The organism is Nereida ignava (assembly GCF_047114695.1).
Classification (GTDB): Bacteria; Pseudomonadota; Alphaproteobacteria; order Rhodobacterales; family Rhodobacteraceae; genus Nereida; species Nereida ignava.
Genome location: NZ_CP112885.1, coordinates 1,006,392 through 1,029,349 on the forward strand (window position 1 = coordinate 1,006,392; position 22,958 = coordinate 1,029,349).

General features: G+C 50.3%; 24 protein-coding genes and 2 pseudogenes. 10 read left to right on the plus strand and 16 right to left on the minus strand.

What is annotated here, in order from left to right; all coding sequences use genetic code 11:
- Positions 1 to 195 precede the first annotated feature (195 nt).
- From arsJ to OLX08_RS05015, 6 genes are all read right to left on the minus strand, one after another.
- A complete protein-coding gene (arsJ, locus tag OLX08_RS04990) occupies positions 196 to 1,455 on the minus strand; it encodes an organoarsenical effux MFS transporter ArsJ (RefSeq protein ID WP_391482875.1) in 1,260 nt (419 codons plus the stop codon).
- Positions 1,455 to 2,453, minus strand: coding sequence for an ArsJ-associated glyceraldehyde-3-phosphate dehydrogenase (locus OLX08_RS04995; protein ID WP_391482877.1), 999 nt, complete (start codon positions 2,451 to 2,453; stop codon positions 1,455 to 1,457). The genes arsJ and OLX08_RS04995 overlap by 1 nt, the downstream gene beginning before the upstream one ends.
- Positions 2,450 to 3,298 carry a helix-turn-helix domain-containing protein gene (locus OLX08_RS05000; RefSeq protein WP_391482879.1) on the minus strand — a complete coding sequence of 283 codons (849 nt, stop codon included), beginning with the start codon at positions 3,296 to 3,298 and terminating at the stop codon, positions 2,450 to 2,452. The genes OLX08_RS04995 and OLX08_RS05000 overlap by 4 nt, the downstream gene beginning before the upstream one ends.
- Before the next feature lie 226 nt (positions 3,299 to 3,524).
- Positions 3,525 to 5,330 carry a hypothetical protein gene (locus OLX08_RS05005; protein WP_391482881.1) on the minus strand — a complete coding sequence of 602 codons (1,806 nt, stop codon included), beginning with the start codon at positions 5,328 to 5,330 and terminating at the stop codon, positions 3,525 to 3,527.
- Positions 5,331 to 5,414: 84 nt separating this feature from the next.
- Complete coding sequence (locus tag OLX08_RS05010) at positions 5,415 to 5,567, minus strand: hypothetical protein (protein ID WP_391482883.1); 153 nt, start codon at positions 5,565 to 5,567, stop codon at positions 5,415 to 5,417.
- A gap of 707 nt (positions 5,568 to 6,274) precedes the next feature.
- Positions 6,275 to 6,814, minus strand: a complete 540-nt coding sequence (locus OLX08_RS05015) for a GNAT family N-acetyltransferase (protein WP_391482885.1) — start codon at positions 6,812 to 6,814, stop codon at positions 6,275 to 6,277.
- Between the two features lie 257 nt (positions 6,815 to 7,071).
- Between OLX08_RS05015 and OLX08_RS05020 the strand changes: the two genes are divergently transcribed.
- Complete coding sequence (locus OLX08_RS05020; RefSeq protein ID WP_391482887.1) at positions 7,072 to 7,392, plus strand: hypothetical protein; 321 nt, start codon at positions 7,072 to 7,074, stop codon at positions 7,390 to 7,392.
- Between the two features lie 49 nt (positions 7,393 to 7,441).
- Here the strand turns inward: OLX08_RS05020 and OLX08_RS05025 are convergent.
- A pseudogene (locus OLX08_RS05025) lies at positions 7,442 to 7,843 on the minus strand (VOC family protein).
- A 126-nt stretch (positions 7,844 to 7,969) separates the two neighbouring features.
- Between OLX08_RS05025 and OLX08_RS05030 the strand changes: the two are divergent.
- Both OLX08_RS05030 and rpsU read left to right on the plus strand, forming a co-directional pair.
- Positions 7,970 to 8,227, plus strand: coding sequence for a hypothetical protein (locus OLX08_RS05030; RefSeq protein ID WP_391482888.1), 258 nt, complete (start codon positions 7,970 to 7,972; stop codon positions 8,225 to 8,227).
- A 287-nt stretch (positions 8,228 to 8,514) separates the two neighbouring features.
- Entirely contained in the window at positions 8,515 to 8,721 is a 207-nt protein-coding gene (gene rpsU / locus OLX08_RS05035; RefSeq protein WP_048600059.1) for a 30S ribosomal protein S21, read from the plus strand.
- 305 nt (positions 8,722 to 9,026) lie between these two features.
- Here the strand turns inward: rpsU and OLX08_RS05040 are convergent, their stop codons facing one another.
- Positions 9,027 to 9,662, minus strand: a complete 636-nt coding sequence (locus OLX08_RS05040; RefSeq protein ID WP_391482890.1) for a peroxiredoxin — start codon at positions 9,660 to 9,662, stop codon at positions 9,027 to 9,029.
- 232 nt (positions 9,663 to 9,894) lie between these two features.
- Between OLX08_RS05040 and OLX08_RS05045 the strand changes: the two genes are divergently transcribed.
- The 6 genes and pseudogenes from OLX08_RS05045 to OLX08_RS05070 all read left to right on the plus strand — a co-directional run bounded on the left by OLX08_RS05045 (position 9,895) and on the right by OLX08_RS05070 (position 13,844).
- Complete coding sequence (locus tag OLX08_RS05045) at positions 9,895 to 10,560, plus strand: Crp/Fnr family transcriptional regulator (RefSeq protein WP_391482892.1); 666 nt, start codon at positions 9,895 to 9,897, stop codon at positions 10,558 to 10,560.
- Positions 10,561 to 10,747: 187 nt separating this feature from the next.
- Positions 10,748 to 11,179: a YeeE/YedE family protein gene (locus OLX08_RS05050; RefSeq protein WP_391482894.1), complete on the plus strand. Its 432-nt coding sequence runs from the start codon at positions 10,748 to 10,750 to the stop codon at positions 11,177 to 11,179.
- 3 nt (positions 11,180 to 11,182) lie between these two features.
- A complete protein-coding gene (locus OLX08_RS05055) occupies positions 11,183 to 11,614 on the plus strand; it encodes a DUF6691 family protein (RefSeq protein ID WP_391482895.1) in 432 nt (143 codons plus the stop codon).
- Between the two features lie 99 nt (positions 11,615 to 11,713).
- Positions 11,714 to 11,848: pseudogene (locus tag OLX08_RS05060) on the plus strand (MBL fold metallo-hydrolase); the annotation flags it as partial.
- A 277-nt stretch (positions 11,849 to 12,125) separates the two neighbouring features.
- Complete coding sequence (locus OLX08_RS05065; protein ID WP_391482897.1) at positions 12,126 to 12,773, plus strand: hypothetical protein; 648 nt, start codon at positions 12,126 to 12,128, stop codon at positions 12,771 to 12,773.
- 246 nt (positions 12,774 to 13,019) lie between these two features.
- The gene (locus tag OLX08_RS05070; RefSeq protein WP_391482899.1) at positions 13,020 to 13,844 is read left to right on the plus strand and encodes a hypothetical protein; all 825 of its coding nucleotides are present in this window, start codon (positions 13,020 to 13,022) and stop codon (positions 13,842 to 13,844) included.
- Between the two features lie 4 nt (positions 13,845 to 13,848).
- Here the strand turns inward: OLX08_RS05070 and OLX08_RS05075 are convergent, their stop codons facing one another.
- From OLX08_RS05075 to OLX08_RS05090, 4 genes are all read right to left on the minus strand, one after another.
- Positions 13,849 to 14,574: a 3-deoxy-D-manno-octulosonic acid kinase gene (locus OLX08_RS05075; protein ID WP_391482900.1), complete on the minus strand. Its 726-nt coding sequence runs from the start codon at positions 14,572 to 14,574 to the stop codon at positions 13,849 to 13,851.
- A gap of 135 nt (positions 14,575 to 14,709) precedes the next feature.
- Complete coding sequence (locus OLX08_RS05080) at positions 14,710 to 15,471, minus strand: glycosyltransferase family 25 protein (RefSeq protein ID WP_391482902.1); 762 nt, start codon at positions 15,469 to 15,471, stop codon at positions 14,710 to 14,712.
- A gap of 325 nt (positions 15,472 to 15,796) precedes the next feature.
- Complete coding sequence (locus OLX08_RS05085) at positions 15,797 to 16,765, minus strand: ABC transporter substrate-binding protein (RefSeq protein ID WP_391482904.1); 969 nt, start codon at positions 16,763 to 16,765, stop codon at positions 15,797 to 15,799.
- Positions 16,766 to 16,955: 190 nt separating this feature from the next.
- Positions 16,956 to 17,231, minus strand: coding sequence for a hypothetical protein (locus OLX08_RS05090; protein WP_391482906.1), 276 nt, complete (start codon positions 17,229 to 17,231; stop codon positions 16,956 to 16,958).
- Positions 17,232 to 17,558: 327 nt separating this feature from the next.
- Here OLX08_RS05090 and OLX08_RS05095 point away from each other — a divergent pair, with 327 nt between their 5' ends.
- Positions 17,559 to 18,257, plus strand: coding sequence for a hypothetical protein (locus tag OLX08_RS05095; protein ID WP_391482908.1), 699 nt, complete (start codon positions 17,559 to 17,561; stop codon positions 18,255 to 18,257).
- A 59-nt stretch (positions 18,258 to 18,316) separates the two neighbouring features.
- Here the strand turns inward: OLX08_RS05095 and OLX08_RS05100 are convergent, their stop codons facing one another.
- The 4 genes from OLX08_RS05100 to OLX08_RS05115 form a co-directional block, all read right to left on the minus strand.
- Complete coding sequence (locus tag OLX08_RS05100) at positions 18,317 to 18,799, minus strand: fasciclin domain-containing protein (protein WP_391482910.1); 483 nt, start codon at positions 18,797 to 18,799, stop codon at positions 18,317 to 18,319.
- 238 nt (positions 18,800 to 19,037) lie between these two features.
- Positions 19,038 to 20,006: a GDP-L-fucose synthase gene (gene fcl / locus OLX08_RS05105; RefSeq protein ID WP_391482911.1), complete on the minus strand. Its 969-nt coding sequence runs from the start codon at positions 20,004 to 20,006 to the stop codon at positions 19,038 to 19,040.
- A gap of 13 nt (positions 20,007 to 20,019) precedes the next feature.
- Complete coding sequence (gene gmd, locus OLX08_RS05110; RefSeq protein ID WP_391482913.1) at positions 20,020 to 21,138, minus strand: GDP-mannose 4,6-dehydratase; 1,119 nt, start codon at positions 21,136 to 21,138, stop codon at positions 20,020 to 20,022.
- Positions 21,139 to 21,360: 222 nt separating this feature from the next.
- The gene (locus OLX08_RS05115; protein WP_391482915.1) at positions 21,361 to 22,860 is read right to left on the minus strand and encodes a CoA-acylating methylmalonate-semialdehyde dehydrogenase; all 1,500 of its coding nucleotides are present in this window, start codon (positions 22,858 to 22,860) and stop codon (positions 21,361 to 21,363) included.
- Between the last annotated feature and the right edge of the window lie 98 nt (positions 22,861 to 22,958).

Here is a 22,958-nt window from a genome sequence, read left to right on the forward strand (position 1 = left end):
CCTAAGGCGGTGAGATTGGCGGGATCACTATGTGTGAGTGTTAACGCGGGTTGGTGGATTACACGGGATTTAAGCGCACAAATGCACGGCTTTGGGGAAAAGAAGTGTGTTTGATTCACTCGTTGCGATTTGTGTTGGCAGGCATAGCTTAAATATGGTCAGCTACTGCCAGTGAAAATCACCGCTAATTTCAAGCTAGACCTGAGATGTTGATAAGCGGCTGGAAGCTATTCCGGACGCGGTAACCATCGCGGTTGCGACTGCCAGCATGAGCATCAAACCTCCCACTTGATAGGTAAGGCCCGACAAAACTGTTCCCGCAAGTCTTCCGCCTGCATTCGCCATATAATAAAACCCGATATCCATCGTGACCCGCTCTGCCTTTGTAAATGCAAGGATGAGGTATGAATGCAGCGCGGAATTAATGGCGAACAGTCCGCCAAACACCAACAAACCTGCAACCAGCGTAAGCGTTAACCAAGGTTGTGGTTCGGGTGCTATGCTTGCAGCTACGGTCAATACGGCTGGTACAGCGGCGAGCGCCCAAGCCCATTGTTTTGCGACAGTTATCAACTGTGCCTGTGTGCGCGCCTTGGAGCGCAACAAGCGTGGTGCGGCGGCTTGGATCGCACCATAAATGATAATCCAAAGCGCCATGAATGTACCGATCATAAAAAACGCCGATCGGTTACCAGCCACACTGCCATCAGAAAGAACCGCATAAAAATAAATAGGTATACCGACCACGAACCACACATCCCGTGCACCAAACAAGAATACACGAGACAACGCTAGCCAGTTTACATTGGACGATTTTGAAAAAACTTCAGAGAGCTTTGCATCTTTGCGTCCCTCTGGAAGGCCAGAAGGCATAACTACCAAAACCATCACTAATACGATCACGAGGACCGCTGCCATACCAAGCACGGCGGTTGTGAAGCCGAAGGTCGCGAGCAATGCGGTGCCCATCAGAAAGCCCAGACCTTTGACCGCATTTTTGGACCCTGTCAGCAGAGCAACCCACCGAAACAAGCCATCATCATTTTGGGGTGCAAGAATTTTAACAGCCGATTTTGAAGACATTTTAGCCAGATCTTTTGCTACGCCACTTGCACCCTGAACCAACATAACAAACGATACCGATACGCCAATCGCCCATGTCGGATCGAGTTGCGTGAGGGCTAACAGGGCCAATATCTGAATGCTCAGACCTGCATAAAGCGTAGATGTCAGTCCAAACCGCGCAGCAATCCATCCAGCGGCCAAGTTAGTTGCCATGCCCGCCAGTTCATAAAGCACAAACAGATATGCAAGCTGTACTGGTGAAAACCCAAGCGTATGAAAATGAAGCAGCACGAGCATACGTAAAGCGCCATCGGATAGCATAAATGCCCAATAAGCAGCCGTGACGGCGATATAGGCTGACAGACCCTCTGACCGTGTCGAAGTGCCCATCACAAACTGCGCCCCACCATCAGCGCAACGTCAACTAGCCGATGTGCGTAACCCATCTCATTGTCGTACCACGCATAGATTTTTACCTGCGTGCCATTGATAACCATAGTGGAAGGCGCATCCACGATACTCGAGCGTTCATCATTGGTATAATCAGTCGAGACCAACGGACGTTCCTCATATCCAAGAATGCCTTTCAATTCCTCCTCTGATGCAGCCTTAAATAGTGCGTTCACTTCGTCCACCGTTGTGCTGCGCTCCACCTCAAAGACGCAATCTGTTAGGGAGGCGTTGAGCAAAGGTACGCGTACCGCATGACCGTTCAGACGGCCTGCGAGTTCGGGATAAATCAGTGTAATTGCGGTGGCGCTACCTGTGGTGGTAGGCACTAGCGAGTTCAGGGCAGAACGTGCGCGCCGCAGGTCTTTAGCGGGCCGATCTACGATAGTTTGGGTGTTGGTCACGTCATGAATCGTAGTGATTGAGCCGTGCTTGATCCGCAAGTTCTCGTGAATGACCTTAACAACGGGCGCTAGACAGTTGGTGGTACAACTCGCCGCGGTTACGATACGGTGGCGTTCTGCATCGTAAATATGATCGTTAACGCCATAAACGATATTAGCTGCATCGCCATCCTTTACGGGTGCGGAAACTACAACTTTCTTAACACCTGCATCAAAATATGGCGCAAGTTGTTCTTCAGTTTTGAACACTCCTGTACAGTCGATTACCACATCTACTCCATCAAGCGGTAGGCCTGTGATGGCCGCAGTGCCAACAAAGGGTAGACGAGTGCCATCAATCGTCACGCTTTCTGCGTCATGAGAAAACTGAGCGCACCATCGCCCATGAACCGTATCGAATTCAAACAAATGAGCGTGCATCTCTGATGTGCCCACGGCATCGTTGATCCAAGCAACTTTCGCTCCACGCGCCAGCAGGGGTTTTAGCGCGAGCTTGCCGATGCGCCCAAGGCCATTGATTGCATATGTGGTCATTGTTGTTCGCCTTTTTTAGGAAATTGGCCAATCTCATCCAAAGACTTCTGCAAAGATAGCCGATCGAGTGATTGGAACGGTAGTGCGGTGAATGCGGCTATTCGATTATGAAGCCCATCATACATTTGACGAAATGCGAGACTTGTCTCTGCGGCAGAGCCGTCAGTCTGAATTGGATTTGATAGTCCCCAATGTGCGCTAACCGGTTGCCCTGACCATAAAGAGCACTCTTCGTTTGCAGCTTCATTACAAACGGTAAAAACGAAATCGAAGCGTGGCGCGTCTGCTCCTTGAAATTCAGCAACGTTCTTGGAGCGCAGAACTGAAACATCGTGCCCCATTTGCTCCAAAACTTCGAGTGCGACGGGGTTAAGCTCTGAGCGCGGTTTTGTTCCAGCCGAATGTGCAACAAACCGGTTCCCAGCTAAATCGTTGAGGATAGCTTCAGCAAAGATCGAGCGAGTGGAATTGCCCGAGCAGATGAACAGCACAGTGTACTGTGCGCTGCCCACAAGGCTTTCTCGGCGATGGTTTGAATAGACATCTGGAGCACAGATTTCAGGCCGTCCCCGACAGCAATCATGCATGAGGTAATCAATAGTCTGATGCGCAGTATCCATGTCGATCGCGTATCGTAGAGACGTACCAGCCCTTTCTTGAGTAACCAAACCGGCATGCATAAGAGCGTTTACATAGGTCGAGAGAGTGTTTGGCTTTAGCGCCAAGGCTCGTGCAAGTTCCGTTGCGGGGACACGGTCCGGATAGCGGCGCATAAGCAGCCGAAATAAGGCTAGCCGTTGGGGGTGGCCGAGTGTCGAGAGACGATTAGTGATATATGATTCCATAATTCACGAATATATGAAGTAGTGGGGCGAGGTAAGTGAAATATTTGTAACACAGGTCTAAGGGGTTCTAGTGTATGGACCATCTGAACGCAGGTCGCGATTGTTGTGGGAATTCTTTAGGCGCGGGGCACTTACTTCGAGCATGAGTAAATGATTATGTCTGAAAATACATGTAATAAAGGCGCCCGAAAAAATCGAGCGCCTTTGGTTCTATATGATGAAGGCATTAGTCGGTGAGGTTCATCGTGAACATAAAGATTTGTCCACCTGCGTCGCTACCGTTTGCCTGAACAGCCCCTGAGCTTTCTGAGCGCGCTTGAACAACGCCAATGTAGGTCTGATCTTGTATAGGCATTGTGCCGCGAATGTCTTGGCGTGCAGAACCTTTAAGCTCGTCCACTGAATAGAAGCTACCATCCGCTTTACGGGCAATCAGAGATGTTACAGGCCACGAACCAGAGAACTCACTTGTACCGGCTTTAGTGAATGCTCCCCCGAGAGCAGATACACCTGCCTCATAGCGTGCACTGTACTTGCCGCCTGCAAGTCCTAAAAGGTGGGCATCGGTCACATTCATGTCGGCATCAATTGTAAGCGCATATTTACGCTCACCAAAGTCATTGCCGGAGTCTTCATCAACGATGAGATACTCACCATTTGATGTTTTAGCCCAGTACAGACCGTCTGGAGCGACCATCTGCGCTACGCCTTTTTCCATGTGGATTGAGGCGTCGCCATTTACTGTTTTGCCTTCATCACCAATTTTGAGTGTCAAGGCGCCATCAACAGCCGCTACGGTACGGGTTACATTTGCTGGCAGGCTTTCTGGGAGTGTTTCTCCGTCGAAGTCAAATTTGCCGAAATCGATAGCAAACAATCCACCTTTGTTTGTCATGTTAGCGAAGTAGCGCGGTGCACCAGAAGGATCGCCTGCAACATGCTCTACTTTGCTATCACCATTAAAATAGATATGACCTTGGGGTTGTTCATCTTCTTTTTCCCAAAGCATCATCTCTGTGTCTTTGACAGCTACCGGTTTATCCCAGCCACCCCACTGGTATGAAGTTGGAACATAAGTTGCTTTAAATGATGATGGTGCACTTGCATCAGTGATGTAGTCATCAATCATTTTAGATGCTGGATTTGGTTCGGACACTAGCTGTGCGGCAGTTTCGTTAGTAACTGCCATGCCGTATAGCTTGCCAAACAGGAGTCCATTGCGGGCAAGAAACTTGTCGCGCTCATTTGCGCTTGAATAGTCTATTTTTGTACCATCAGCGTTACGATCTTTCATGCCTACATAGACTTTAAGCGGACTTGGCTCCTGACCATGATTGTAGCCTGAAGTCACAACAACCACATAGTCTTCATGACCTGAGTTGATTGGCATCATCTTTTCATAGCCAGTTTGACCAAGTGCTGGTGCAGTATAGGCTACGCCACTGGCTATATCGACCACGACGCTGGCTAGACCCAAAGTTGCAGCAGAGTCTGCTGAACCTGCGGGGAACATACGTCCAATATCCCACTCCTCAGCTGCGAGCCAAACATCATCAGCAAACCCGATGCCGTTTCCGTACTTGTTTGCTTGTTCGTACCAAGCGCCGCAAAAACTTTGGAAAAAGTAATCGGCTTCGCTGAGGCGGAAGTCTGGGCTAAATTGCACTAGGGTGCCGTCAGGACGTGTTTGGTTCCCCCATTTGCCTGAGAGATTATTGGGGTCAAACGATGGCGAGGTAACAAGTTCACCAAAACCGTTATAGACAGTGTCGAACAGCTTGCCTGATCCTTCGACCATTGATGCAGCTGCTTTATCGTTATTCATAAAGTCGGCAAATAGTGCACGATCAAAATCAATAGTGTGGATATGGGAGCCAGTAAACGAAACGCCATTCTTCATTTTCCACGGGTAGGTTTCTGGCTTTGGGGCGCTGCCCATAGTTGCATATGACTCAGACTGATATGCAACACGAACGGTGTCATTATCAGCGAGCCACGCAGCTTGGCCATCAGGGTAGCCTGTAAGTGCCATGTCAGTATTGCCGTCGACTTCGCCTATTGTCGCAAGTGCTTTGAAGTTGGCATACGGGAAGTTAGTGTTTGCGCTTTGACCATCCTAAAGCTGTTGAGTAGGCAACCCAGCCTCAGCAATCAAAGCTGTTGTTTCACCAATAACCTTTGCCCCATGCCCAGCAGAATATGCAGGCAATGCTGTAACAGCGCCAAGTGACGTGGTGAGCCAAAGTGCGAACATTGTACGATTTTTCATGAGTATATATCCGTTTGAAAAAAGTACGTTTTTTTTCCGCCGGAAATGAATCAGCTTCGTAACTGTCCTATGTATTTTATGTGATATTTCTGAATCGGTTTTGTTATAGTGTCACCCCACCGGACAACTGGACACCCCTTTAGGGGGGTGTCCGTGTCTGCCCGTCTAGATGGGGCGCGGACAAGGGCCGGACATGTTCTCAGAATTAGCCCTCTGGCATTGCATTAACGATCAACTGTTGGGAATTTGAACTAGATATGCTCCAATCTACCCTAAACACGTGCTGAAAGTCATCGCTATCTTGCTTGCAACCACCAGTGCCGCCGAATACTCTGTCCAACACGGCTTCTCCACCCTACCCTCGAAATGACATCAAAAACACACTTGTACGCACACCAACAATATCGCCGCGCAAGTCATTGATTATAAGTATTTAATTTACGCCCCCACCATTGAAAATCCTCGTGTCGGTGGTTCGATTCCGCCCCCGGGCACCATTTTACAAGCAATATCAATGACTTAGACGAGCGCCATGCACGCTTAAGTTGTGTTTTTCAAAAACACACCATAAACACACTTTTTGCCGTGTTGCTGACTATTTTAGGCGCTGAATCACGGTGTTGAACACAGTGTTGGCTAGTGCTGTGCTGCGAGCACTGTGTTGGCGGAGTTTTGAGCGAACATAGCTTGGAACACACAAGCCGTGCTCACCAAAATTGTGGGTCGGCAAATGCATCCACGCAACGGCAAGGCTCTGCTAAATTAGGCAAGGGCTTACCGTTTAAGCTTTGAGCCAACCACCCTTCGGGAAATTGTAGCTTATACGGTGCTGCAATCTGATCTTCGGCTATGACGTTAAATCCAGACTTGGTGTAATAGCCGGGGTCTCCATACGTCACGACCACATCCACTGAAGCCGCTCTCAGCTCGGTAAGTCCAAACGCAATTAACTTCTGTCCAATGCCTTGCCCTTGGACTTTAGATGCAACAGCAACAGGAGCCATAACAAATACTGCTTGATCAGAGTTTGGATATGTCAGCCGTGTGAACATAATGCTTCCAGCAATATCGGCCCCCGAAGTTGCTCCAAATACATACAAATCCTCTGGAGCCGTCTTTGCCATAATTCGACGGGTTAAATCACCTATTGCTTGCCCTTCCTCCGCACCCTCTGATGCGGAGAACGTGTTCTCAAAAAGCTCTGTAATTTCTGCAGACCTAGAAATATCAAGTTTTGTAAAATTCATAAGCTGTCTTTCGTGGCAAAGCTTTGAACATCAATACATACAATTCACCCAAAAACACCAGTTTCTGTGAGATCGAACCGCTCAAGCGTGTAGGCGTGCATTCCCATACACACACTTCCATAGACTTGTTGGTGCGCCCTGCCGTAGTGTTGCTGTGAGGAGCAGGACATGCGGCAGCTGCGTGAGGATACGCATCTGATACTAGACGGCGAGGTGCGCGTGTATCGGCGTGAGCGCAGCAAGCGCTGGCAGCGTTTGTGATTGATGGGCACACAATCCGCATCAGTACTGGCAAGCGCGATTTGGCTGAGGCCAAGGAGTATGCCCGCGAGACGTTCCTTGAGTACAAGTTCCGCCACAAGAACGACCTACCCATTGTGACCAAGAAGTTCTCTGATGTTGCTAAGCTGGCCATTGCGGATATGCGTAAGCAGCTGGATGCGGGTTTAGGGCGCAAGGTGTTTGCTGATTACATCGTGTGTATCGAGCGTTACTTGATCCCCTTCTTTGGGGCGCAGTTTGTGACCACCATCGATTACGAGAAGATACAGGCATGCGGCATGCGACAGAGGCCCTGAACTTCATGTGACAGTTTGCTACTGCAACACGAATGCCTACTCCGCAAAATTAGCTGTTCGGCTCGTCCTTCATCTCAATAAGCTGAATCAAGTTTCCGCAGGTGTCATCAATTACTGCAACGCGGACAGATCCGGCATCCACTGGCTCTTGGACAAACGACACCCTGAGCCCGCGTAGCCTTGCGCACTCTGCTTCGAGGTCTTTAACCTTAAACGAGTGGGCAGGAATACCCTCTGCGACTAATGCGTTTTAGTATGGCTGAACCGCGGGGTGGGTGCTGGGCTCTAGCAACACCTCAGGCCCGTCAGGTTGCTCAGGTGATACAACCGTCAGCCAACGATGTTCCCCCATAGGAACGCTGTTCTTCACCTTGAAACCTGGAATGCCACAGTAGAAGTTCTCGGCCCTGTCCTGGTCATCCACAAAGACGCTTGTCACGTAGATTTTCATCGGCTGCTCCAAAAGGTATCTATTGGTAAGACGATAGCAGACGTTCTTGCTCTACGCAGCATTGTTCACACTGGGCTCAAAATTGTAGTTGTCGAGGAACAGCTGGCACATTGCGTTGGCCAAGAAATGTCCACCCATTTTACGACAAACAAAAACGGCTTTAGCTGTGCGGAATTGATGCTTGATCACATAGGGCTTAGCCATACTTTCGATGGCGGGCGTTTGCCGTCTGTTTACCCGTTTGGGCGGGGTTTAAACGCTCAGATTGAGGTGCCAAACATAATTCCACTTATAGCCGCCTTAGAAGTCGCAGGTGTCCCACCGTTCCTCACTCCAGAAGAAAAATGGTACCGCTGTGAGCAGCATGAAGTTGGGAACCGCTAATTCATCGTCGTTGACCCAGATGGCTACTTACTTCGGTTCTACCAATCCCTTGGTGGCCGAGTAAAGCAATCGGATTAGCTGCCACCGTCACGCGATTAGGAATAAATTTGTGACAAAGAAGTATGCGGTGGTTTTCACACGTAGTGCCACCCAATATTCACGGATATGCGCACTCAATCGCCTGAAAACAAGAGAGTCTCGTTATCTGGGGTAGATTCCGTTTGATTTCTCCTCGATTTACTGCGATGTGACCTTCAATTAATTTTTCCAAATACGGCAGAGATCAAATGGAAGTCAGTGTACGCGACAACAACGTCGATCAAGCTCTACGCGCGCTCAAGAAAAAATTGCAGCGCGAAGGTGTGTTTCGTGAAATGAAGCTAAAGCAGCATTTCGAGAAGCCATCAGTGAAAAAAGCACGTGAGCAAAAAGAGGCGATTAGCCGCCAACGCAAGCTTGCACGCAAAAAAGCGCAGCGCGAAGGTATGCTGTAAGTTACTGCAAACCAGCTACTGTACGAATTTGATCAGCGTCCTCTTTGGTAGAGGACGCTGTTTTTTATTGCGTGGATGTCTCGGGAAAAGCGAAATGCAAATCGCTGGATAAGTTGATCTCAGGTTGGGGCATTTAAGGTCGGTCTTGCGTTCTGAAATCACCATAGCGCCTACCCAAAAAACCCAATTTTACAGAGCTTTTGGCACTAACCTGACGTCCGATACAACCAGACAGAGCCTGCTCTGGAGGACCTGCGAAAGGGCAACGCTTGCATCAATCAAACGCGCCCTTTCGAGGTAGCATTTTAATTGCTGCTGATATCGACGGTGCGCAAATATGGGCGGATTTCATCAAATCCTTGCGGGAACTTCTCCGTGGCCTCGGAATTTGAAACCGAAGGCGGAATGATCGCAAGATCACCCGGACGCCAATCAGCTGGTGTCGCAACACCATTGGCATCGCCAGTTTGCAACGCATCAATCACACGTAGAATTTCATCGAAGTTACGACCGACGCTCATAGGGTACGTCATTGTGAGACGCAGCTTTTTGTTAGGGTCGATGATGAAGACAGAGCGGACCGCAGCTGTTTGCGACTCACCTGGGTGGATCATCTCATATAGCTTCGCAACTTCACAGTTTGGGTCCGCAACAATCGGAAAACGCAACGTTGTGCTTTGAGTATCGTTCACGTCTTCAATCCACTTAAGGTGCTCTGAAACATGATCAGTACTTAGGCCAATTGGCTTCACACCGCGTTGGGCAAAGTTTTCAGCCAACTGTGCAGTCCGGCCCATTTCCGTTGTACAAACGGGTGTGAAATCCGCGGGGTGGCTGAAAAAGAACGCCCATTCGTCCCCGATCCAATCATGAAACGATATGGGGCCGTTCGTGGTTTCAGCGGTGAAATTTGGAACTGTGTCTCCAAGAAGTAGGGGCATGTTTGTCTCCGTTTAATGTCTGCAATCATTATCGTAACTATCAGCCAGCAAATCCGTGACAATGTCACCTAACTGGCATTATTTCGTATTTAATGTGGCCGTTCGGTCAGGCAAACCACGCTGCGCACTTTTGAACTGCCGCACCCTGTCACTACTGCAAACTCTCGCGCATTATTGCGATGTATTCCAAGCTTGAAAAATGGCATCACAATCCCAGAAAACGGAGCTCTGAATGACACAGTTTGATTGGACCGAACGTTTCGCCGGAACTGCCGCGCTGCCCACCGCCGTGCGTAAACGCCTGACCGCTACTGCCCGCGTGATCCATATCAAACGCGGGGAGCAGGTCTTTGGGCCGATGAATGTGCCCGAAAGCCTTTTCTTTTTGTATGACGGCCGCATTCGCGTGTCTCAAAGTTCTGATAGTGGCCGTGAGATTGTTCTTTACCGTGTCGAAGCCGGCGATAGCTGTGTTCTCACGACAGCCTGCATATTAGCCGAGGAAGCATATAACGCCGAAGGAATTGCCGAAACGGATGTGACAGCAATCGTCCTGCCCAAACCTGCGTTTGACCGACTTGCAGCAGAGGAAGACGCGTTCCGAAACTTTGTGTTTGCAGCCTACTCCCGTCGGCTTATCGACCTGTTGCGTGTTGTGGATGATGTCGCCTTCGGCAGGATCGACGTGCGTTTGGCAGAGCGGCTTTTGATGCTTGGGGATGGCTTAAAGGAAATCCGCAAAACCCATCAAGAGCTCGCCAGCGAGCTTGGCACCGCCCGCGAAGTCATTTCCCGTGTGCTGAATGATTTCCATAAACGCGACCTCATCTCGCAGTCGCGCGGTATAATTACCTTCACCAACAAGCCCGGGTTGGCCGCCATCGCGCATAGCGCGTAATAAACGCCACATTAGAGGTGGTTTGGCTTCTTATGCCTTAAGTGACAATGTCACTGAAGGCGTGGCTGTTGGGGTGTATTCTGTGGTTATGTTATCGTCCCGAGGAGGCATTCATGAACACTAATTCAGGTAGCACGGCGCGACGCTTTATGGCGGCGGCTGGCATCAAGACAGGGTGGACATAAACATGGAAACAGCTTTCACTCCTTTTGCCTCCCTTGGCGGGGGCCTCGCGATTGGTCTTGGCGCCGTCATGTTGATGCTTGGCCTTGGCCGCATTCTGGGGGCGACCGGTATCATGTCCGGTCTGGTTTTCGCACAAAACCGTGCAGAGGCATCGTGGCGCGCTGCCATGATCCTTGGCATGATCGCTGCACCCGGCGTGATCTTTTTGGTCAGTGGCACAATGCCCGCTGTCGATGTGCCAGTAAGCCCAACCATGATTGTGATCGGCGGCATCATCGTGGGGTTTGGCGCGAGCTTGGGATCCGGTTGCACATCGGGTCACGGGGTCTGCGGACTATCGCGCTTTTCCATTCGGTCGCTTGTTGCGGTGCCTACCTTTATGGCCACCGCCGGCATCACCGTCTTTATCATTCGTCACATATTCGGAGCCTGATCAATGAAACTGATTTTTGCTGGCCTCACAGGTCTTGTCTTTGGCATCGGGATCGCTCTGTCGGGTATGATGAACCCAGCCAAAGTGCTGAACTTCTTTGACATTGCAGGCACATGGGACCCGAGCCTTGCCTTTGTGATGGGTGGTGCACTGGTTGTCACAGGGATTGGGTACCGCGCTGTGTGGCGCCGCGCGCAGCCCTTGTTTGGCGGTACGTTCCAAGTGCCGAACGCAACCAATATTGATCCCAAGCTTGTCGGTGGCTCTGCGTTATTTGGCATCGGTTGGGGCATTGCAGGGTTCTGCCCCGGAGCGGCTATTCCCGCCCTTGGAACAGGGCGTTGGGAAGTGGTTCTGTTCATCGCTGCGGTGGTTGTTGGACTTGCCCTGCGACGACTGATGACCCGGATGACGACAGCCGCTGTGCCCCAATAAAGCGGTGCCCTGAATGACGACCGCTTACTGCCCGCTCACACACTCAGGGTGGCGCAAGGCTGCTGTCACCACCTGCACCTGAGACCAAGGAGATTGACAATGACGTACCCTGTAAACATGAACATCACCCCTGACGTTCAGGCCTTCTTTGATGATGCAACAAACACGATCAGCTACATCGTCGAAGACCCAACATCTGATGCCTGCGCGATCATCGACAGCGTTATGGACATATGCTAGCCCCAGTAGTGAATTAATTAGTCAAAATTTTTCCCCGAGGTTGAGGTAGAATAGCTCTGACCACATTGATATTCTTGTTAGCGTCTGCGAGTAAAGATCATGCCTATGAAAGTGATGACGCGTTAGGAATAAAATGCAAAGACAAGTCGCAACCTTATGGATCGGAAATCGGCTAGGGCCCATAGAACTTGCGTCAATACGCTCTTTCCGCAGACAAGGGCATGATTTCACACTCTTCACGTATCAAAATCTAGAAAACTGCCCCGAAGACGTGATTGTTCGCGATGCGCGGGAGATCTTTGACTGCGACCAGATCTTGGTTTTTAAAAAAAACAAAAGCCCGGCTATACACGCTGATCTTTTTCGTTACGCGCTAATAAGCCAGACGGATTTTGTTTGGGTTGATTTGGATATTGTCGCGCTGCGCCCCTTCACTTTTCCAACAGAGCATATCTACGGGTATGAAGATCAGACCTACGTTAACAACGCAGTTTTGGGACTGCCACACCACTCACCTGCATTGAATATGTTGCTAAAAATCCAACCTGGCACTAAAGGCTGTCCTCCCAATCTAAAAGGTGTGACACGACTCAAATATGGATTACGCAGCTTTGCCGCAGGAGGGCTACCGATTACTCGCTGGCCGTGGGGATCTACTGGACCAAAATTAGTAACGGGCGAGTTACAAAAAAGTGGTGAAATTGATCGTGCACAACCCATATCCGCATTCTACTCAGTCCCGCTAGCTCAAGTTGGAAGGTTCGCAGATCCTGGGGCCTATCAGTCCTCTGATGCTCCAAACGGCGCCTTTGCAGTGCATCTCTGGGCGAGCAGGCTCAACGCGTATGTAAATGAGAAATATGAGGGAGTTTTTCCAGTTGATAGTTTTGTCAGTAAGGTCTGTCGTGACGAGTGGTGATACATTAACCTTAATGTCAAGCACTTTCTTAAAAGTTGTTCGTCTTGACCGATCTGAGAAAAGAAAAACCTCAAACACTGTTAAATTGAATTAATCAACATTTCTTAATTTTAGACTTGGTGCATTCAATTACACAGCGTTATTGGAACAATTTTCGTGTGCTGCGATACTCGCTTGACCTGAGCAAGTGTTGCCGGCACCTAGCCTATTGAAGCGCCCGCTAAACAATTAAACGGACCAGACACCATGGAAAAAGTTGTTATCTGTATGAAATGGGGTGCGGGTTACGCTCCGGATTACGTGAACGTTTTGGCCTCGGCTGTGAAAAAGCATCTTAAGCAGCCGTATCGTTTTGTGTGCTTAACCGATGATGCAGCAGGTATTAGTGACGACGTTGAATGCTACCCGATACCAGAAATGGGACTAACAAAATCCAATGCGGGTTTTGGTGCTTGGCAGAAAGTCTCAATCTTCAAAGAAGATTTATACGGCTTGACCGGTCGCGCACTGTTTATCGATTTGGACTCGATGGTTTGTAATGATCTGGCACCCATGTTTGAGGTGCCTGGCGACTTGGTCATGATCAAAGAATGGAAGCGTCCAGTCGACAAAGTAAAAATCAATCCGCCCGTACGTGGTGCGTCAGGTGTACTTGCGTTTGATTTAGGGTCTCTACCTCACTTGTTCACAAATTTTGTTGAAAATCGTGAGACCCTTACGCGCGAAATACGAAACGACCAACGCTACCTATGGAAGTTCCAGAAGAATATTACGTTTTGGCCTGCAACAGATGTCATCTCTTTTAAAAGGCATTTAATGAGAGCACCGATTGTGAACCGTTTTTTACCGCCGAAAACTGTTCCAAAAGATACGCGTATCCTAGCCTTTCACGGCCGCCCCAGACCTGCAGAGATTATACCTGAAGGAAACTATCGTTGGGGTGATTTCTGGCGATGCGGGCGTGGTCCCGTGGTTTGGTTCCGTCAATACTGGCTAGAGAATGGCGGGCGTGACAACCTTGAAGAAGGGATCGGCCCCATGCGAAAAAGCAACAAACAGCCAAAGACATGAGGCGTTAGAAATTTTTTCTGACAGCGTTGTATTGCTGAATAAAGGCGTGCCAATTATCAGGCGTGTATCCTGCGAAATGATACCTTGAGTGCTCTTTCTCAATAGAACGTTTTAAACGTGACAGGTTGCTTTGGGACCAACCTCCTGATTTGCGCCTGCTACATTTGTCAAAATCAATGAGCCAAAATTTACTGTTTTGGTCCAAAAGAATGTTTCTAATATTCAAGTCAGTATGGTCGACCCCATTCGCGTGAAATCGGGCGATTGTTCCCCCTAGAGAAGCCCATGCTTCGGCATCCAAGCTATCATCCCTTAAAGCATCAAAAAACGTCTTTGCGCTTGGAATTTCTTCGATCAGGATATCTGCGCGATACATAATTCCACTTGGCACAAACCGAGCCGCTACAGGGTTAGGTACAGGCAGCTTTAGGCTTTGCATTTGCGCTAATAAGTTCAGCTCTTGATAACCACGCGACCTTTTTAAAGTGGTTCGCAAATAAAGATCTTTGTTAAGGCGACCAAGCATGCCGCCCCGACGGTAGTGGCGCAAAACCATGGATTTATCGTGATAGGTGAAGATCATCGCTTGGCCACGCCCAACACCTGCACCACGAACCTGCGTGTTTTCTCGTACCCACAATGGGTCAAACAGCGTGTCACTTACTGAAAAGCTTAAGTTGGGCCGATACCATATCAAGGCTCTATCTGCTGTATCTGTCCGAAATTCCAAATAACACTCCGCCCGTAAGCTGCCTTAAGCGGCGCCAGTCCAGTCTGTCGCAGCTATGATCATCCATATCGATGTAGCAAGCCAATAAAAAGAAACGAGCGCCAAGGAAGCAAAAATCACCTGTGAAAAGGTATCTCAAGTCCTCTTGATAATGTTCTTGATTGCGTGAAATTTATTCGCGAACAACCTCACTTGCTTTTTGAGGCCATAGGACCAATGTCGTCGAACACGACGTCGGGGCGCCGAAATTCCGTCAATATCACTCAGAACCTCTTCACGCTGAGTAACCAAGTTAGGCCAAAAACAGTACCCTTGGTTGTTTCTAGCCATTTCCTGGCGGCATTGTGTATCGATTGGCATGGCTATCTGGGACCGCCGAGCCAGAAACGCTTGCGCACCCTTGCGAGACCATAACAGACCAGAAGTCACCATCGGAAAATAGTGCGCATGTAAAACCTGTGATCCACTTGCAAACGAGCCGGCCCAATCAACAAGTCGACAAAGCTTGGATGCATGTGCCCCGAGATGAACCAAATGCCATTTCACAGAGCGCTCTTCAAAACACTCAATAAGTGTTTTGACATCGTTTAAAAGGAACGGATTAACTTCAATGTCATCCTCAAAGACCATTCCGTATTCCGCATCTGTGTCTAGAAATCTCTGCAGAGCGGTAATGTGACTTTTGTAGCAGCCGATTTCGCCACCACTCAACTCACGACCCAAGGTCTTCATGGCCGCCTTCGGATTATAGTCCTCTATCTGTTCAGTCGGTATTTTACGGCCATCAAAAGCAGGTATCCGAGTAAAGTCGATCCCAGCGTTTCTTAACTCGTGGGTCACATGAGCCAACCGCTCTTTACTGTCGTCCAGATTAATCACGAATGCTGGAATATTCATGGAAATGCCTCGGATGATCTTGGTGTACTGCTATGCATCTAACACGGCATAGAAGCCTGCTAAATACTCTTTTAAAGACTAATTTGCTCAATCGGCCCTTTGGGTGAAATCAACCGAGACCAAACACTGAAAAGGCTTAAGCACTGTTTGTGTGAACACATCGGACCACCTAGTGAAACACCAATAAATGGAGGCCGTTTGCTACTTTATTGCAGAAAAAGCACGCTAAACTTCTTGGATTGTTCTCGCCAAAACCAACAATGCCCCCCTAACAGAAAACGCCCACTCAACGGAGCGGACGTTTCCGTATCTTATCCAAGCTGTCTTACTTAAGCAAAGCAGACAGCTTTTCTTTTGCTTCCGCGTTCAGCCAGCTGCCCCAGACGTCTGTGTTGTTCGTCAGGAAGTAAACTGCGGCCTCATCATAGCTTGCGTTGTTGTCTTGCTGCCATGCCAACACGTCGCCCATCTGAGCGTTTGTGAAGCTGATGTTGCTCATCAATTCTACAATCTCTGGCTCACGATCGACCAAAGTGCCGGAGACAGCCGTTGTTACTTTTGCTTCTGGGTAGGCTGACAGTTTCGGCGTGGCACATTCAGCTGAGCTGTTACATGCGTGCGCTTCTGGATCATGCGCGCCTACGTCAACGCGGACCATCGGGTATTTGCCAAGCACAGATGTCGGCGCCCAGTAGTAACCAAACCATGGCTCTTTGGCCGTGTAGGCAGATGCGATGGCTGTTGCCAGTGTCTCGCCTGAACCATGCTGGAAACGCTCGATGCCGTTAGCTTCCAGATCAATTGCCTTGATATTGTTGTTGTTCACGATTTCACAGGCCCAACCCGATGGACAGTCGTGGAAACGACCACCGACCAACTCGGGGTTTGCCATAACGCCTTCCAGCGTGCGCAGTTCTGGGTGGGCATCCGCAAGATACTGCGGGATCCACCAGCCCTCAACGCCGCCGTCTGACAGAACATCGGCAACAACGACCAGCTTACCGGAAGCCACCAGTTCTTCATAAACTGGGATAGAATTCACCCAAGTCTCAGTAACGATGTCCGGCTCGCCGGTTTCAGCAACAGATGTCAGCGCAGGCACAGTCGAGGACGGCACAACAGTCACGTTACAACCGTAACCCTGCTCCATCAGAAATTTTGATACAGATGTCACAACCGCCGAAGACGCCCAATCCATCTCGGTAATGGATACATCACCGCAGTCTGCCATCGCTGTGGTTCCCATAAGGCCCATCGAAGTCGCGGCAACAACGCCAAGTAATGTCTTTTTCATTTCAGTCTCCCGTTTGAACTTCAGCACGTTCGCTTCGGTGAAAGGCTTATTCACGCGCACTGTTGCGCATAACCTCACCCAACGAGCACCGAGCCACAAGAGTTTTTGTCAAAAAACGTCACAAATGTCGCTTTTGTGCAATGAGCTAACCTAGGCATACGTTCAGAACATGCCGCGCCTGCACAATGGCCTACTCCGCGGCAACCAAATCTGAACGCTTTCGCTGCGCCAGCCTTGCCTCAGTTTCTTTCACAATGCGCAAAAATCTTGGGTGGATAAAATCTGCCTCATAGCCCGCGAGCGCACACACTTCGGAGAACTCTCTGGAAGGATAAGTCCCGATCCAGCGCGATGCGGAGATGAAATGCGAGTAGCCGTCAACGCCGCGGTTTACGTCGCGGATGTCTTGCAGCACACGCATTAAAACAGCCTGCCACAGAAGCTGATTTGCGCCGGTATCAATCATCGGCGCACCCCAGTTTGCAACTCAACCCGATGAGAACCCCACCATTTAATGCACTATCAGTCCTGCCAATATTATCCATTTTCTCAGATCGTTCCCCCACCCTCGCAAATTGCTAGCACAGCGAAATTTAGCTTAAAATACGAGCGGGCGGAAATGGAACTGAAACCACTAAATACCTGTAGTGTATTGTTTTTATTGCATTAAAAATGAGACTCTGCCGTTACTTGACTTTGGGCCGCCAAAAAGTACTACTTTGACACTAGGTTGGTAAATTTATGGCGAATGGTTTGTTACCCCGCCGCTGAAACGGCGCTAAATTAACAAGGTATGAGCCGACGCATGAGCAAAGACATCCCGGGCATCGCTGACTTCGATTTTGAGGCTCAAAATGCGAATCCCGATAAGCTGATCCAAGCTTGGATGCCTGAAATTGAAGCAGCCGCCCAAGAACATGTACCAGATGATCGCTTCATCGCGTTTTTGATCGCGGCACTTCGCCTGGGCGCGCGATCGAAAAACTTGCGCAGCTTAAACGTCATGCAAGTGGTTCAAGACGCAGGCTATTCGCGATCAACATTCTTTCGGCTGTTTGAAGGGCACACTACGTTTTTGCTGAAAGGGTATCAGCTGACCTGCCTGCTATCGACGAAAGTTTACGCGCAGCATCTTAGCAAGCACCGCTTTACATTGGACGAGTTTTGCAAATTCACAACAGATGTTTTCTACGGTGCAAACTGTACGGTTCCGACCGAAATCATCCAAATGCTTTGGCGCGAGCATGAGTTGCCACACCATAAATTCCACCCCCACCTTGCAGACTTGGCTCCGACCATTTCTACTTACTTGTCACGCAACGACAGCACCAAACATCTGGACATTGATCTTCAGGAACTGACAGGCGTTTTGCGTGATTTGGATTTGGCCATTTTGAATGCGCGGCTGGAAGGTGACCCGCTGTGGGGCACGCCGCTTTATTATCAAAAACTGAGAAAAATGTTGCAGGGTTACTTATTGACCTGCGGGTAAAACACCAAAAAAGATCAGTAAGCGCGGCCTCATAAATGACCGCGCTTACCTTTTATAGCTTAACTTTCTGGCGGCAGGATAACCGCATCAATGACGTGAATGACGCCGTTTGATGTCTCAATGTCTGCGGCCGTAACAGTCGCGCCATTTACCTTAACACCGTCCATTGTGCTGATTGTGATGTCAGCGCCGTTTACGGTGCCTGCGGTCATGCCGTCGGACAAATCAGTGCTCATCACTTTGCCGGCTACCACGTGGTAAGTCAGGATCGATGTCAGCGTCGGAATGTCATTCAACAGCGCGTCAACTGTGCCTTCGGGCAGGACCGCGAATGCATCGTCTGTTGGCGCAAAGACTGTGAACGGCCCTTCGCCTTTCAATGTGTCGACCAAGCCTGCCGCTGTTACGGCCGCCACAAGCGTGTTGAACGTGCCTGCCTCAACCGCTGTATCAACGATGTCTTTTGAGTGGCCACCCGCAAATGCAGCACCAGTGCTGACAGCGGTTGCGACTGCTAGTCCAAGGAATGATCTACGAAACATATGTCGTTCTCCATTAAATCGGCCGCGTTTTGCGGCGCAGTTACTTTAATGTTGAAGATACGCACGGTCTCAGCACTTGGATGTTGATCACATTTTTGTATGTCTGCTTGAAAAAAAGCCCTCTGCGCTAAGCTGGCCGTCCTGCGCGGATCAACTCACTTTTAGGTGAATAACTGTGATCGGCTTGTGTGAACGCTGCGATGATCCACTTTGATCCAGGACTCATTTTGCCAAAAAACTACCGCCAAAAACTGTCTTGGTTCGCCACAAACCACGCGTAGGTCTGGCGCAGCCCTTCGGCCAATTCAAGCCGCGAACTCCAGCCCATCCGCGACAAACGGCTCACATCCATCAGCTTTCGCATGGTGCCATCAGGCTTGCTGGCGTCATACCGAATGGTGCCCTCAAACCCCGTGACATCGGCAATTATTGCAGCCAACTCAGCGATTGAGATATCTTGCCCCGTACCCACATTGATATGGCTCAGCATCGGCTCTGTGTTGGCGCGGTAGGTTTCGGCATCAAGCCCCAACACAAACAGGCTTGCCTCAGCCATATCGTCTACGTGCAAAAACTCGCGGCGCGGCTTTCCTGAACCCCAGATGACAACCTCATCCAAGTTATTCTGAACCGCCTCGTGAAACCTGCGCATCAAGGCGGGCATCACATGGCTATGCTCGGGATGAAAGTTATCGCCCGGCCCATAGAGATTGGTCGGCATGACCGAGCGATAATCGACGCCGTGCTGACGGTTATAGCTTTCACACAGTTTGATGCCCGCGATTTTCGCAACCGCATAAGGCTCGTTCGTGGGCTCAAGCACACCCGTCAAAAGCGCACCCTCAGCCATAGGTTGACCAACTGCACGGGGGTAAATGCAGGACGAACCAAGCTGCAACAGACGGGTTACACCCGCCTCAAACGCTTGGTGGATCACATTACATTCAATCATCAGATTTTGGTAAATAAAGTCCGCAGGAAGTGTATTATTCGCGGCAATCCCACCCACCCGCGCTGCCGCGAGGATAACAATATCAGGTCGTTCAGCCTGCATGAAATCTCGCGTTGCCGCTTGGTCTGTCAGATCCAGCGCGTCAGAATTCCGCGTGATGATCTCCAGCTTTTCGCCCGCCGCACGCTGTGCTTCAAGGCGGCGCGTGATCGCCGCACCGACCATCCCGCGATGCCCCGCTACATAGATTTTCATGCCAACCGCCCCGCTATTCACCAAAAGAGATTGGCAAATCGTAACCGTGTTCTTTCAGCAGCGCATGACGACGCGCAGTCTTCAAATCTTCACGCACCATTTCGGCACACATCTGCTGCGCAGTGATCTGTGGTACCCAGCCCAGCTTCTCTTTTGCTTTCGTTGGATCGCCAAGTAGGGTCTCAACTTCAGCAGGCCTGAAATACCGTGGGTCAATGCGCATCACTACGTCCCCCACGCTTAAACCCGGGGCGCTGTCACCCTCAATGGCATCCACTGTCGCAATTTCATCAACGCCAGAACCGCTAAACGCCAACGTAATCCCCAATTCTTGCGCTGCCCATGTAATGAACTCACGGACGGAATATTGCTTGCCAGTGGCGATCACAAAGTCCTCCGCCGCACCTTGTTGCAACATCATCCATTGCATCCGAACATAGTCCAGCGCGTGCCCCCAATCGCGAAGGCTGTCGATGTTGCCCATGTAAAGACATTCTTCCAACCCTTGTGCGATATTTGCCAACCCACGGGTAATTTTACGGGTCACGAATGTCTCACCCCGCCGCGGGCTTTCGTGGTTAAAAAGTATCCCGTTACAGGCATACATACCATATGCCTCGCGGTAATTCACAGTCATCCAATAGCTATAAAGCTTGGCCACCGCATACGGAGAGCGTGGGTAAAAAGGCGTTGTCTCGCGTTGAGGGGTCTCTTGAACAAGGCCGTACAACTCGGACGTGGACGCTTGATAAAAGCGGGTCTTTTGCTCAAGGCCCAAAAGCCGAATTGCTTCAAGCATCCGTAACGTCCCAAGCGCGTCCACATCAGCCGTGTACTCAGGCGCCTCAAAACTTACTGCTACATGAGATTGCGCACCAAGGTTATAAACCTCATCCGGCTCTACTTCGCGCATAATCCGTGTCAAATTCGAACTGTCAGTCAGATCACCATAGTGAAGTTTCAATTGCGCATTTGGCACATGTGGGTCTTGGTAGATGTGGTCAATGCGATCTGTATTGAACAATGAAGAGCGCCGCTTGATCCCGTGCACTTCATACCCTTTAGCCAACAAAAACTCGGCCAAATAAGACCCATCTTGCCCCGTGATACCGGTGATCAGCGCTTTTTTCATTATACCAACACTTGTTACCGACACTATTTAATACGGTCGCACAGAAGATACTCAAAGACAACCATAGGTTGTTTTTCGGTGAAATTCTTCAATACCACTCGATATTGAAGACCAATGACGTCTCTGAACCAAACTAATTCCCTCAGACAAAAAAGACCCCACAGTCATGCAGGGCCTTTTCAAGTTGACGTCCGGTTAGTTCGCCAACCAAACCAAAGCCGCTTATTCCATAACGGGAATGGAAAACTCGCCGCCCTCTTTGATGCCTGACGGCCAGCGCGAGGTGACTGTTTTGGTGCGGGTGTAGAATTTGAACGCATCTGGTCCGTGCTGGTTCAAATCGCCAAAGACAGATTTCTTCCACCCACCGAACGTGTGGTAGGCCAGCGGCACGGGAATTGGCACGTTGATCCCCACCATGCCCACGTCCACGCGGTTTGCAAAGTCACGCGCGGCGTCGCCGTCACGAGTAAAGATCGCTGTGCCGTTGCCGTATTCATGATCCATCGCAAGGCCAAGAGCTTCCTCGTAGGACTGCGCGCGCACTGTTGACAGGACCGGGCCGAAAATCTCGTGCTTATAAATATCCATGTCTTTTGTGACGTTATCAAACAGGTGTGGGCCGACGAAAAACCCGTCTTCGTATCCTTGCAAATTAAAGTTACGCCCATCCACAACAAGCTTTGCTCCTTGGTCGATGCCGGTTTGCACAAGACGCTCAATGTTGGCTTTCGCGGCGGCTGTTACGACGGGGCCGTAGTCCACATCAGTGCCCGCAGTGTACGGCCCGACTTTCAACGCCTCAATACGTGGCACCAGCTTTTCGATCAACCGGTCAGCTGTTTCTTCGCCTACGGGAACAGCTACAGAAATGGCCATGCAACGCTCGCCAGCAGCACCGTAACCCGCACCGACCAAAGCATCTGCAGCTTGGTCCATATCCGCGTCAGGCATGATGATCATGTGGTTTTTCGCGCCGCCAAAACACTGGACGCGTTTGCCATTCGCACAGCCCGTCGCATAGATATATTCGGCAATAGGTGTAGAACCCACGAAGCCAACGGACTGAATGGTGTCATTGTGAAGGATTGCATCGACGGACACTTTATCGCCGTTCACAACCTGCAGAATACCTTTAGGCAAGCCGGCTTCTTCCATCAATTCCGCAAGCATCAGAGGCACGGATGGGTCACGCTCGGACGGCTTGAGGATAAACGCGTTACCGCAGGCAATCGCGGGCGCAAACATCCACATCGGGATCATCGCAGGAAAGTTGAACGGCGTAATGCCCGCCGTCACCCCAAGCGCTTGGCGCATGGAATACATATCAATACCGGGGCCCGCGCTGTCGGTGTATTCGCCCTTCAAAAGATGCGGCGCACCGATGCAATACTCAACCACCTCAAGACCGCGCTGCACGTCCCCTTTGGCATCTGGAACAGTCTTGCCGTGCTCGCGGCTCAGAGCCTCTGCCAGCTTTTGCATATCGCGGTTCAGCAGATCGACAAATTTCATCAACACCCGTGCGCGGCGCTGCGGGTTCACCGCTGCCCACGCTGGCTGTGCCTGTGCTGCAACCTCAACGGCATGGGCCATTTCAGCCTCAGAGGCCAAGGGCACCTGCGCCTGAACTTCACCTGTAGCGGGGTTGAACACATCCGCAAAACGGCCCGAGGTTCCTTTGACGTGGGCACCATTGATATAATGAGTTAGCTCTTGCATATGTCGGCTCCTGAAGGGGCGGTGTTTATCACCGCGCGTTAACAAAAAGCACCCGCAAGACGATGTATCACCGCCCTCCCTGCGCGTGCCTTAAGGGG